At 53.3% G+C, this 12769-nt stretch carries 12 protein-coding genes; 9 read left to right on the forward strand and 3 right to left on the reverse strand.

All coding sequences use genetic code 11. The features are described 5' to 3' along the window. The first annotated feature begins 109 nt into the window (after window positions 1-109). From NST26_RS04430 to NST26_RS04455, 6 genes are all read left to right on the forward strand, one after another. Complete coding sequence (locus tag NST26_RS04430) at window positions 110-1777, forward strand: ABC transporter substrate-binding protein (RefSeq protein WP_340978661.1); 1668 nt, start codon at window positions 110-112, stop codon at window positions 1775-1777. Window positions 1778-1802: 25 nt separating this feature from the next. Next, on the forward strand, window positions 1803-2807 hold the full coding sequence (locus tag NST26_RS04435; protein ID WP_339253894.1) for an ABC transporter permease: 1005 nt from the start codon (window positions 1803-1805) through the stop codon (window positions 2805-2807). A 13-nt stretch (window positions 2808-2820) separates the two neighbouring features. After that, complete coding sequence (gene nikC / locus NST26_RS04440; RefSeq protein ID WP_036723130.1) at window positions 2821-3714, forward strand: nickel transporter permease; 894 nt, start codon at window positions 2821-2823, stop codon at window positions 3712-3714. Between the two features lie 473 nt (window positions 3715-4187). Next, a complete protein-coding gene (locus tag NST26_RS04445; RefSeq protein ID WP_340955764.1) occupies window positions 4188-4742 on the forward strand; it encodes an RNA polymerase sigma factor in 555 nt (184 codons plus the stop codon). Beyond that, the gene (locus tag NST26_RS04450) at window positions 4743-5063 is read left to right on the forward strand and encodes a hypothetical protein (protein WP_340955762.1); all 321 of its coding nucleotides are present in this window, start codon (window positions 4743-4745) and stop codon (window positions 5061-5063) included. Next, entirely contained in the window at window positions 5041-5418 is a 378-nt protein-coding gene (locus NST26_RS04455) for a PLDc N-terminal domain-containing protein (RefSeq protein ID WP_339253901.1), read from the forward strand. Before NST26_RS04450 ends, NST26_RS04455 begins: the two co-directional genes overlap by 23 nt. A 289-nt stretch (window positions 5419-5707) precedes the next feature. Here NST26_RS04455 and NST26_RS04460 read toward each other — a convergent pair whose 3' ends face one another. After that, a complete protein-coding gene (locus NST26_RS04460; protein ID WP_340978664.1) occupies window positions 5708-6919 on the reverse strand; it encodes an IS4 family transposase in 1212 nt (403 codons plus the stop codon). A 203-nt stretch (window positions 6920-7122) separates the two neighbouring features. On the opposite strand from NST26_RS04460, the gene NST26_RS04465 reads away from it, so the two are divergent. The 3 genes from NST26_RS04465 to modB all read left to right on the forward strand — a co-directional run bounded on the left by NST26_RS04465 (window position 7123) and on the right by modB (window position 9115). Continuing rightward, window positions 7123-7344 carry a hypothetical protein gene (locus NST26_RS04465; protein ID WP_340955758.1) on the forward strand — a complete coding sequence of 74 codons (222 nt, stop codon included), beginning with the start codon at window positions 7123-7125 and terminating at the stop codon, window positions 7342-7344. A 335-nt stretch (window positions 7345-7679) separates the two neighbouring features. Beyond that, a complete protein-coding gene (gene modA, locus NST26_RS04470) occupies window positions 7680-8423 on the forward strand; it encodes a molybdate ABC transporter substrate-binding protein (protein WP_340958148.1) in 744 nt (247 codons plus the stop codon). Window positions 8424-8452: 29 nt separating this feature from the next. Further along, window positions 8453-9115 (forward strand): molybdate ABC transporter permease subunit, encoded by a 663-nt coding sequence (gene modB / locus NST26_RS04475; protein ID WP_036723137.1) that lies wholly within the window; start codon window positions 8453-8455, stop codon window positions 9113-9115. 193 nt (window positions 9116-9308) lie between these two features. Here modB and NST26_RS04480 read toward each other — a convergent pair whose 3' ends face one another. Together NST26_RS04480 and NST26_RS04485 are read right to left on the reverse strand one after the other, a co-directional pair. Then, window positions 9309-10925 (reverse strand): helix-turn-helix domain-containing protein, encoded by a 1617-nt coding sequence (locus tag NST26_RS04480; RefSeq protein ID WP_036723139.1) that lies wholly within the window; start codon window positions 10923-10925, stop codon window positions 9309-9311. After that, the gene (locus tag NST26_RS04485; protein ID WP_340978665.1) at window positions 10912-12717 is read right to left on the reverse strand and encodes a sensor histidine kinase; all 1806 of its coding nucleotides are present in this window, start codon (window positions 12715-12717) and stop codon (window positions 10912-10914) included. The genes NST26_RS04480 and NST26_RS04485 overlap by 14 nt, the downstream gene beginning before the upstream one ends. Between the last annotated feature and the right edge of the window lie 52 nt (window positions 12718-12769).

The following is a 12769-nucleotide window of genomic DNA, read 5'->3' on the forward strand; positions in this document are numbered from 1 at the left end:
CTTGCATCTTAGAGCCATATACAGAAGAACCTTGGTTTATAGCTGTGCTACCTGCACGGCTCTATATAAACACTTTGATATTTCAATGAAAGAAGGGAGCTTTCTGGAGATGAACAAATGGGGTAATCTCGCATTGGTACTGATGCTTGGCGCGGGGCTCGCGCTCAGCGGCTGCGGCGGAGGGAACAACACAGGCAACACGGGAAATACCGGAGGGAATACGGCGGCAACAAATGCTCCGGCAAGCTCACCTGAGACCTCCGGGACAGCGCAGGATACCCTGATTCTGGGGCGCGGGGGCGACTCGGCTTCCCTGGACCCGGCGATTGTGACGGACGGGGAGTCGCTGAAGATTGCGCATCAGGTCTTCGATTCGCTGCTCGAGTATAAGCCGGGTACCTCTGAAGTCCAGGCCTCACTTGCCGACAGCTGGGAAGTAACGCCGGACGGGCTGAGCTACACCTTCAAGCTGCATCCTGGTGTGAAGTTTCATGACGGAACCGATTTCAACGCCGAGGCAGTCGTGTTCAATTTCCAGCGCTGGAGTGATCCGGCCAGTGAATACAAATTCGAAGGTGATTCTTTCGATTACTATGACTCCATGTTCGGTCCGGACGGGGCGCGGGTGATCAAGGAAGTGAAGGCGGTGGACGAGTCGACGGTTCAATTTGTACTGAACCAGCCGCAGGCGCCGTTCCTGCAGAATATCGCCATGACCACCTTCGGGATTGCCAGTCCTGCTGCGGTCAAGGAGAAAAAGGAGAATTTCAAGAATGAGCCGGTAGGGACAGGCCCGTTCGTGTTCAAGGAGTGGAAGCGCAATGATTCCATCACACTGGATAAGAATACCGCCTACTGGAAGGAAGGGCTTCCCAAGCTGAACAAGGTCATCGTGCGATCGATTCCGGACAACTCAGCCCGCTTCACGGCGCTGCAAAACGGGGAAATCGATCTGATGGAAGATCTCAGCCCGGATGACTTGTCCACGCTGGAGAGCAACAGTGCTCTGACCAAGATTGAGCGTCCGCCGTTCAATGTGGCGTACCTCGGCTTCAACTTCAAGAAGAAACCGTTCGACAATGTGAAGGTAAGGCAGGCGCTCAGCCATGCAGTCAACAAGCAGGAGATTATCGATGCATTCTTCGCCGGCCAGGCCCAGGCTGCGGTGAATCCTATGCCGCCTTCCCTGTGGGGCTATAACGACAGTGTGAAGGATTATGAGTATGATCTGGACAAAGCCAAAGCGTTGCTGGCCGAAGCGGGTTATCCTGACGGACTGCCTGATCCGGTGACACTGTACGCGATGCCTGTATCCCGTCCTTATATGCCTGACGGCAAGAAGGTAGCCGAAGCGATTCAAGCAGAATGGGAGAAGATCGGGGTCAAGACCGTTATTGAGTCCCCAGAATGGGCGACTTATCTCGATGACACCAAGGCCGGGGAGAAGGACGATATCTTCATGCTAGGCTGGACCGGCGACAACGGCGACCCGGACAACTTCCTGTACACCCTGCTGGACAAGGATGCTATTCCCGGCAATAACCGTGCCTTTTATGTGAACGAAGAATTGCATACGCTTCTGACCGGCGCCCAGAAGGAGACAGACCAGGGCAAACGCACCGAGCTGTACAAGCAGGCTCAGGAGATTATCAAAGCCGATGCGCCATGGATTCCGCTGGTTCATACCACACCGCTGCTGGCCGGCAAGGCCAATCTGAAGGGCTTCGTTCCCGGACCGACAGGTACGGAGTATTACAGTGAGATTTATTTTGAATAAATACACCTTTGGAAGGTGAACGGAATTGAACTCTTACCTCATAAAACGTGTGATGGTGCTGTTCCCCGTGCTGATCGGCATGACCCTGATCGTCTTCTCTATTATCCATGCCATTCCGGGTGATCCAGCCGAGACGATTCTCGGCCAGAAGGCGACCGAGCAATCCAAGCAGGCGCTGCGTAACCAGCTTGGCCTCGACAAGCCCTGGCTGCAGCAATATTTTAATTACATGGGTGATTTGGCCCGGGGGGACCTCGGGACTTCGATCCGAACCAAAACGCCGATTGCCAAAGAAATCGTACCGTATCTGGCCGCTACGCTGGAGCTGACGGCTGCCAGCATGCTGTTCGCAACCTTCGTCGGAGTGAACGCCGGTATCCTCAGCGCCTGGAGGCAGAACTCCTGGTTTGACTATACGGCGATGATCATCGCGCTCATTGGGGTATCGATGCCGATCTTCTGGCTGGGGCTGATGGAGCAGTTGCTCTTCGCGCTGAAGCTGCACTGGCTGCCGTCCATCGGCAGGATGGACCAGCGCAATCCGGTGGAGACGATAACCAACCTGTACGTGCTGGATACGATTCTGGCCGGGCGGTGGGACCAGCTGTGGACGGTCATTAAGCATCTCATTCTGCCGAGTATTGCACTTGGCACGATTCCGATGGCGATCATTGCCCGGATGACCCGCTCCAGTATGCTGGAGGTGATGAATTCCGATTATATCCGTACAGCCAAGGCCAAGGGTATGTCGCAGTTCCTCGTGGTCTATAAGCATGCGCTGAAGAATGCACTGATTCCGGTGCTGACAGTAATCGGTCTGCAGACGGGGGCGCTGCTCGGAGGGGCGGTGCTGACCGAGACGATTTTCGCCTGGCCCGGGGTAGGGCGTTATATTTTTGAAGCGATCAGCTCGCGGGATTATCCGGTGATCCAGACCGGGATTCTGATTATTGCCTTTATCTTTGTGGTCATCAATCTGCTGGTGGATCTGCTGTATGCCGCTATCGATCCGCGCATCAATTACAAGTGAGGGGGAGCAGCTAATGGGACAGGCAGCACTACAGGCTCCACCTCCTAAGGCTCCGGCGGATCAAGCCTCCGGCCCCTGGCGCGATGCATGGAAGGCCTTCCGCAAGAACAAGACGGCTATGGCCGGGCTTGGCATTATCCTGTTCTTTGTACTGATTGCGCTGCTCGCGCCATGGATTGCCCCGTATGATTTCAAGGCCCAGCAGCTGGTGAACCGCCTGAAGCCGCCGTCGGCAGAGCATTGGTTCGGTACGGATGATCTGGGGCGGGATCTGTTCACCCGGGTAATCTATGGGGCGCGGATTTCACTCTGGGTGGGATTCTTTTCCGTAATCGGCTCGATCATTGTCGGCACTGCGCTGGGCATCCTCGCCGGATACTACGGCAAATGGATGGATATGATCATTTCCCGTCTGTTTGACATTTTGCTGGCTTTTCCGAGTATTCTGCTGGCCATCGCTATTGTAGCTATTCTGGGACCTTCCTTGCAGAATGCGCTCTACGCGATTGCCATCGTCAACATTCCGACCTACGGCCGGCTGGTCCGGGCCAAGGTGCTGAGCCTGAAGTCCGAGGAGTACATTACGGCGGCCAGGGCCATCGGGATGAAGAACGGGCGGATTCTGTTCAGCCACATCCTGCCGAACAGCCTGACGCCGATCATTGTTCAAGGCACTCTTGGCGTCGCGACAGCCATCATTGAAGCCGCCGCCCTGGGCTTCCTTGGACTGGGCGCTCAGCCGCCGGACCCGGAATGGGGCAAGATGCTCTCCGATTCCCGCCAGTTTATCCAGAAGGCTCCCTGGACCGTGGTGTTCCCGGGCCTGTCTATCATGCTGACGGTCCTCGGCTTCAACCTGATGGGCGACGGCCTGCGGGATGTGCTGGACCCGCGGATGAAGAATTAAATCTGAATAGAAGGTATTAGCAAGGGCTGTTCCAAGCCATATTAATGGCTGCTTGGGACAGCTCTTGTTTTGATGGAAGGTGGTTTCCTGTGTTAGTTGCAGAATGTACACTTAAAAGCAGCCAAAAGGCATAGTTTCATCTTCTAACTGTATTCTGTACAACTAAATCTGCCCAATTAGCTGATAAACGGGAGAAGGCTGCCTTTTAAATGTACGAAATACAACTAAACGTGAGAAGGGTTAGGAATCGGGCATTTTAGTTGTACGAATTGCAATTAAGCCAACCCCGTCCTGTCCTCGGGTCAGGGCTAAACCTTAGTTCAGAATTAGCCCAACGTGGTTCCCGAATGGGAGATTCGTTTCTCAGAGTTCTGTGAACCGAAGCCCTACTTTTCCCAAAAATAACTTTGTGAATTTTCGAACAATATCCGGGACGCTACGTAATGTAGGTTGAAAGGGTGGGCGGAGAACAGATGATGACCGACAAACAGCTCGTTGAAGGATGCAAGTCCGGTCAACAAGAGCATCTTGAGTTTCTCATTGTCAGGTATAGGGATGATTTATACCGGTTCTGCCGCCATCTTACCTTGAACCGGCAGGATGCGGAGGATTTGTTCCAGGAGGTATGGGTACGTGTGCTCCGCAAGCTGGAGAAGTATGATGCGGAGCGTCCCTTTAAGCCTTGGCTGTTCCAGGTGGCCTTCAACATGTACCGTGACCGCTACCGGAAGTGGAAAAGCGTGTATGCCCTTTGGACCTGGTTGTCCTCGGATGCGGAGCTTATACATATTAGAGACCCGGCTCCACTGGCAGAAGAGGATCTGCTGCGGCATGAGGAGCACCGGCTCCTGGAGGAATGCCTCCGGAGTCTGCCCAAACGTTACCTTGCCCCTCTCGTAATGTATTACTATGAGGAGTTCAGCTATGAGGGCATAGCGGAGGTGCTGGGAGTTCCCCTCGGAACTGTCAAATCCCGATTGAATCATGGTAAGAAGCTGCTGCACAAGCTAATGAAGGAGATGAACTAAATGAAGGAGTCCGGAGAAGAAGACCGGCTGCTGACGGAATATTTCAATCTGCCGCTCACGCCATCACCAGAGCTTGTCTCTAATGCGATTCGGCGGATTCACGGGCGCAGAAGAATGGTAATCCTTTCCGGGTTAATGGTCCTGCAATGGCTGGTATTCCTGATGCTGGGATTGTATTTCCTGGCCGGTCCGGCTGCCATGCAATGGAAGATCAGCATGGGGCTGCTGTTCATCCTGTCTCCAATGGTCGCCGGAACATTGCTGTTGTACAGTACTATGGGAGGCGGGAGAGGGTCTTATGAAAGTTCACTTAACCGTTGAGAAATTTGTTTTTTGGGCGCTTACAGCAACCATCCTGGTAAGCTGTATTGCGCTGGGGTACGCTATAAGCCCCTATATGGGCGAGTTTATGGAGGAGAATCTGACCTGGCTCATCGTGATAAGCCTGTTGGCCCTGCTGTTCCTGGGGCTGAATGTGCTAATCGCGGTATTCATTTATAAAGATGCCTCGCGGCGGCGGATGAATGCCTGGCTGTGGGTGACTGCGGTCATCTATATCCCTAATTTCATCGGTCTGATCCTGTATCTCCTGGCAAGGAAACAGCATCATATTCACATAGCATCTAATGCAGGCAATGAGGGTATCCGTTGTCCGCACTGCGGCCATCTAATCTAAACCGGGGAGTGTTAGGGATATGAAGAATAAATGGATGAAACTGGGGATTTTGATCGTCATGGCGTCGGTGCTGCTGACTTCCTGTGACAAGAAAATAATGTACGTCGGGTCCAGCACAAAGAGCAAAATAAGCGGCTCCTACACACTACACATGCTTAAAATCTGACATATGAACTCAATCCATCAAAAGTAATAATTTTACAGTTCGTTTTTCAGACTCAATGAAAAAAAAGAGAGACAAGACTTAAAGTGTAGACTTCAGTTACCAAATAAAGGTATTTAGTGTTTGTTATGCCAAAATGATCTTTACCGTCGCTCGTTTCTCTTTCGTTTGTGCATGAGGCTCTTCAAGCTTTGGAACCTTCTGTCGCCCTTTCGAAGAGCGGGTGGGCTCACGATTCAGCGCTTTAATAAAGTCTTCCCAGTCTTCCCTGGCATAATATCTCATCATCCTCAGCATATTCCATACACTCTGGGAGGTCTGGATCTCCAGATGTATGAGCTGGCAGATCAGTGCCGTAATGATGGCGATGTAACACTGCACCCATACGGCATGCGGATGATGATTGTGAAAATGTATGGTCGCCAGATGCTGCTTGATCCATTTGAAAAACAACTCGATTTGCCAGCGGCAGCGATAGATTTCACTGATATCTTCAGCGGAAAGATCCTGACGATTCGTAATCACCTCGTAGACTTTCCCTTGCTGATCTTGAAACTGCACAAGGCGAACGTGAAAGGTTTGACCTGACGTTTTGTCTAAAATCTCTACGTCCGCATCCCGGGAAATAGGGCTGTGGCTAGAAACTGGACGTTCGGCCTGCACGGTATACTTTGTTTTTGCACGTAGCCGGGCGACAAATAGCAGCGCTCCTTCGCTCTCTGACCATTCTCTGAAGTTCCCGTAATTCACGTAGCCACGGTCGAAAATATATGTGGTTTCTGCGGGAATCACGAGACGTTTGACCGCTTGCTGATCCGACACGCCGATGGTGGAAAGCACAATTTCATCCGGGAAATGACATCCGGCCTCCACAGAAAGCAGCCGGACATGCATTTTGACACCCTTTGTTTTGCTTTGATAAAACGCCCAGTCCCCCAGCACTTTCGGTAGGGATATGCTCGTTGAATCGACGGGAGTCAATTTCCCAAAATGTTGAATCCCCTTGGCTTCTGCTTTACGTACTTTTAATTCCCGGACGAGCTCCGTAAACAACCACTCCAGATAAGCAAGCGGAATGGCATCCAGCTTGCGATTCAAGGATGACTCATGGATGGTAGAGATTTCAATAAGGTCTTGAAGTTCCGAATTGGTTTGCAGGTTGAGTACAATGTCGGGAAGAAAGCGTCTCTGCTGGAACTGGGCTTCTACAAAAAGGGTAACGGCAGCTCCGACGGTAAGTTTTTTTGAATAATGATCTTCGAATGGACAACGAAAAGAATGGAACGCTAGACGCTGCAAACACTTGCGTAAAACTGAATTTTTTGTTATGTTACCCATGGTTGAGCTCCTTTTGTGGAGAGTGATGGGTAACCTGCCTACACTCTCTACATTAGGGCTTTTTCTTTTTGTACACTAGAGCAAACATATCTTTTTTTATCCATTATTAGTAATAATTATCTTCTAACTTTTTATGTTAGATTCTGTGCATGTTTAGTGGCTCCTACAAGCTTTTTACGGGCACAGAGGAGAAGAAGCTGAGCATGAAAAGCGGCGAAACGATCAGCATCGATTACAAATCCAAGGTGGAAAAGGGCCAGCTGTCCATAAAGTTATACGGGCCGGATAATGAGGTGCTTACTGAACTGGCAACCAATGAATCAGGTACCGAGAAGGTGGAAGCCGGGAAAGACGGGAAATACCGGATTGAAATCAAGGGGGAAGATGCCAAGGGAAGCTTCAAGGTTGCTTTCAAGGTCGAATAACTGGAACTGTGAGAAGTTTATTGCGAATAGCCTTAGAACAGGCCTCTTCCATATACATAGGGCGGGGTTTTTTTGTTGTATGGATTAGGGGAGTCCCTATTTTGTTAGGATTTATATGTTTTGGGGTCCCCGCAAAGTACCTGAGTCATCATCGAAGCTAAAGCTGCACTTTGTGGGGGTGTTTTGATACTAATTATAACTAAACATATACAAACATAATCAAATGCATTGTATAATTCGATTTAACTTGCTAGAATATGATCAAAATAAAGAATAGGGATTGGGAGGTATGGAGTGTGCTGAAGAAGTGGTTAGCGGGATTGTTGGTGCTGCTTATGGTGGCGGGCGTGTCGGCGGGTTCAGCAGGAGATGTTGAGGCGGCAGTGAAGAAGACGGAGATTATTGTCTCCGCAGCAGCGAGTCTGCAGGATAGTCTGGACAAGATTGCTGTGCAGTATGAGAAGCAGCATCCTGAGATTAAGCTGGTGTTCAATTATGGCGCCTCAGGTACGCTGCAGAAGCAGATTGAGCAGGGAGCACCGGCCGACTTGTTCTTCTCGGCAGGCGATAAGCAGATGAACGCGCTGGTGGATAAAGGGCTGATTGCAGACCACAAGGCGCTGCTGAAGAATCAATTGGTCGTCGTTGTGCCTTCCGATTCGAACACGAAGCTTACAACCATTACTGACCTTACCGCTCCAGCCTTCAAAAAGGTAGCCGTAGGCCAGCCGGAATCGGTACCAGCCGGACAATACGCTCAGCAGTCCTTGACCGCGAAGAAGGTATGGGATACGCTGCAAAGCAAGCTGGTCTTCGCTAAGGATGTCCGTCAGGTGTTGTCTTATGTGGAGACAGGCAATGCAGATGCCGGGTTCGTCTACAAGACGGACGCGTTAACCTCGAAGAAGGTGAAGATCGCCCTGACGGTGGGCGGCCATGTACACAAGGCGATTAACTATCCGGTGGGCATTGTTAAGGATTCGAAGCATCAGGCGGAGGCCAAAGCCTTCTATAGCTATGTACAGACAACTGCTGCCAGCTCGGTCTTTACTGGCTACGGGTTTCAATTGGCGAAATAAGTAACTTCTATTAGATAGGGTGAAAAGAGATGGAGATCAATTGGACCGACTTTTTCGCCCCGGTCTGGCTGTCCATCAAGATTGCGGTATTAACCAGTATGATCGTGTTCCTGCTGGCCACACTGGCTGCCCGGAAGATGGCGGGACGCCGGTTCTTCGGACACAGCCTGGTCGAAACGGTCCTGCTGCTGCCGCTGGTGCTGCCGCCAACCGTGGTCGGCTTCGTCCTGCTGGTGATCCTCGGACGGCGGAGCTGGATCGGGAGGCTGTATGAACAGTTCACGGAGCAAACGATTCTGTTCACCTGGGGGGCGGCAGTCATTGCCGCTGTTGTGGTTGCTTTTCCGCTGGTATACCGCACGGTCAAGGCAGGCTTCGAAGGGGTAGAGAAGGACCTTGAGGATGCAGCGAGGGCGCAGGGAGCCAGCGAGCTTCAGGTGCTGCGCTATGTGACCCTGCCGCTGGCCGGGCGTTCACTGGCTGCCGGTTATGTCCTCGGCTTCGCCCGCGGGCTGGGCGAGTTCGGGGCAACGATTATGGTGGCGGGCAATATTCCGGGACGCACCCAGACCGTGCCTACCGCGATCTATGTAGCGGTGGATGGCGGCAATATGACGCTGGCCTGGATGTGGGTCGGCTCAATCATTGTCATCTCCGCACTTATGCTGATGTTCGTGAACCGCCGTACCTGACGGCTTAGCTTAACAAGGGTAACCCCCGTCCTCACCGGAATTTCCGGTGAAGGCGGGGGCTTTTTGCGGTAAACCGGATACAATCGAAAAACCGACCACAATCGGCGTTGCGCGGGCGCGTAGGCAAAATGTAATCGAAAAACCGACCACATGGGACCGGGAGCGCGCGTAGGCCATGCTGCTGTTTCTGAATTTATATGCTTTGGGTCCCCTGACGGCGGTAATCGGAGGGGGAGACGCCAGTCTCCTTCTTGAAGATCCGGTTGAAGGACCGGTAATTCTCGAAGCCGATGGATTCGGAGATTTCGAAGGTTTTGTGGTCGGTGGTGAGCAGCAGCAGCTTGGCCTGTTCGATCCGCAGGCGGGTCAGGTATTGGACAAAGCTCTCGCCGACGGCCTTCTTGAACATGGAGCTGAAGTAGGGCACGCTGTAATTGATCGAAGCGGCCAGCTCCTCCAGCTTGTAGGGATAGCTGAGATCTTCGCGCATTTGTTGAATGATACGTGTGATGGAGGCATCGATCTTCCGGCCGCCCTCCTGAAGCTGCTGAAGCTTACGGAAATGATCGCAGGTGATCTCATGTACAGCGTTGAATGTCTGGCACAGCTCGATTTGTACACGCAGCTCTGCTTCGAGATCCGCCCCGCCTTCCGCCCCAATAACGTTATGGCTCATATCCAGAAAGACTCGCAGATATAGGGACTTGATCTGCTCCGGGTCCCAGGCTTGCTCCATCGCCTGACGGTGCAGGGATTGGCGCTCCTGCTCCAGAGCTGCCGTGCTGAGATGCGGCTCCAGCAGCGCTTTCTTCAGCACCTTGCTCCAGAAGCGGCTCTGCGGCTCAGGAATCCGCTGGAAGCTGGAGAGCTGCCCCCACTCCCCAATGCCGATAAGCTCATTGCAGCGGTAAAAGAACGGGTACGGCGCCGAAGCCAGCCGCTTCAGTGCCTCCGGCCGGTCCTCCAGTCCCTGTTCGAAGCTGCACAGCAGGGCGATGCAGCTCATCCGGAGATTCGCGGCCAAGGATTCCAGCACCTGCTCCAGGAAGCGGGGTCTCTCCGTCTTGAAGCTGTCGGTATACAGGGCAAGGAACCGCCCTTTGTCGAGGGCGATAACCTTATGCGGGCCTATGCTGCCGAGCAGCTCCTTCAGCACGTTCACCCCGGCGAATTGCCACAGCTTCAGCTCCTCCAGCTGGTCGATCGGGAAGCGCAGGGAGTTGCGGTCCAGCTCCAGCAGCAGGGTCATGAAGCCCTGGCCGTGAAGCGGGAGCTGCGAGTCCGCAAGACTGCGCAGCCACTTGGCTTCAGCCGCCGGGCTGCGCAGCATGTCGAGGAACAGGCTCTGCTCGATCTCGACTTCGCTCAGGCGAACCTGCTGCTCCAGCTGCAGATAATTGTCTCTCGTCTCGCCGCGTGAATCCGCCAGGACTGCCAGCTCCTCCATCGTCCGGGTCAGCAGGCCCGGATCGGAGAGGCAGTCATCCTTAATCAGGTAGGAAGCCGCCTTCAGATGAATGGCCTGCTGGGCATAGTGGAAATCCTGATGACAAGTCAGGATAATGATCTGCGGGGCAGGTGCCCCGCTCCGTTCGATCTCGCGCAGCATCTCCAGCCCGTTCATGCCCGGCATTGTAATGTCGGTAACAATCAGCTCCGGCTTATGCTTCAGGAACAGCTCCAGCCCGTCCCGGCCATCCTCAGCTTCGCCGACAAGGGTGAACAGGTCAGCGCGCTCTTCAATGAAATGCCGGAAGACCGTTCTTGCCGGAATCTCGTCCTCCACAAGGACAACTCTATAGTGATTCATGATGTTCCTCCTTAATCAGAACGTTCCCGGACGGCAGCAGCATGCGGATGGTCAAGCCTTCGCCCGGAGCGCTGGTGAGCAGGATCTGTGTCTCCGCCCCGAACAGCAGCTTCATACGCATCCATACATTCTGCAGTCCGATGTTCTCGGCAGACTCTTCCTGCTGGAGCTGGAGCTGCAGCTTCCTCAGCTCAGCCTCTTCCAGACCGTTCCCGTCGTCCTCGACTTGTACAATAATATGGCTCCCGCCGGGACTTCTGTATACGCGCACACGGATATGCCCTTCCGGTGCCTTGCGCGGGAGAATGCCGTGGAACACGGAGTTCTCAATCAGCGGCTGCAGACCCAGCTTCGGAATCATCATGCCCCGCAGCGGCTCCTCAATCTCAGCCTCCAGATGAATCTGGCATTTGTAGCGCATATTCAGCAGCCCGACATAATCCGCCAGATAATCAAGCTCCTGCTGGAGCTGCACCGTCTGCTCGAAATTCTCCATCGAATACCGCAGCAAGGCCACCAGCCGTCCCATCAGGGAGTTGATCTTCTCATAATCCTTCATCATGGCGAACATACGGATCGTATTGAGGGTATTGTACATGAAATGGGGGTTGATCTGCGACTGCAGCGCCCGGATCTCCAGCTTGCGCTTCAGATCCTCCGAATCATGCAGGTCTGCCAGCAGATCCTGTATGCGGACAGCCATGGTATTGAGCATCCGGCCCAGATCCCCAATTTCATTATTGGCGAAATGGGTGACCCGGGCATCGAAATTCCCTTTTTTCAGAGCATCGACCTGCCGCTTCACAGCCTGTAGAGGCCGGTAGAGCTGATACCCGAAGCCGACCACACAGAGCGCCCCCAGACAGACCAGAATCAGCAGAAAATAAGTAACCGTCCGGCGGATAATCTCGGCGCTGGCCGTCAGCTCTTTGGACGGAATCTCCGAGAGCACGATCCACTTGTCGTAGGTGGAGGTCTGCTTGACAGAGACAATAGAGGAGCCTGCCGCGAACTGATCCGGGCGCTTCAGCTCCTTCCAGCGCCCCAGAATCTCCTGAACCCGCTGCTTATCCGCCTGCTTATCCAGCTTGCTGGTCGTGGCAATGGTCAGGCCGTCTTCCGTCAGCAGGGAGATAGAGCCCTCGCTTCCAAGCTGGATATTCTCAATCTGCTGCTGGTATTGGCTATTATTCATGGAGATCAGCAGCACGCCCTTCAGGTCCTTATATAAGTCGAAGGGAACGCGTGAGATATAATAGGTAGACGAATTCAGAATAGCCAGCTCAGGCAGCGAATGCTTGTCCAGAAAAAGATTCGGCCGTCCCGAAGCCAGATACGCTTCAATCAGCGGCCGGTACGGGGACTCCTCCAGCATGGCCGGGGCTTCCGTGGAGGAGAGAACCTCTCCTGTAACGGCGGAATAGACCTGTAGGCCCTCCACATTCCCGATGATGGCGGACGCGCCGCTGAGCACGGAGATCAGATCCTTTTTGCGGACCACCTCTTCAAAATATTGGGCAGAAGGCGAGACCAGCGCGCTCTGAATGGACGAGATCCGCGAGTATTGCTCGCTGAGCTCCCGCAGCCGGGTCATGGTTAATTCAATCCGGTCCACGACCTGATTGACGAGCTGGGCATTCAGGCGGTTCACCTGCTGCTCCACCGTCGTACTGGATACGCTTACAGAGATGAAGGACAGCACAATCAGCGGAACCACCGAGATGGCGAACATGACCACAATCATCTTAATATAGAAGCTCCGCCGCAAAAAGCTGAAAAAGGGTGAATTCATAGCGTCACATCCGTTAAGGGTTTTGGACTACGGATACCGGGCAGGCTATCCT

This window comes from Paenibacillus sp. FSL R7-0128, from assembly GCF_038002245.1.
In the GTDB taxonomy this organism is placed as follows: domain Bacteria; phylum Bacillota; class Bacilli; order Paenibacillales; family Paenibacillaceae; genus Paenibacillus_AQ; species Paenibacillus_AQ silagei.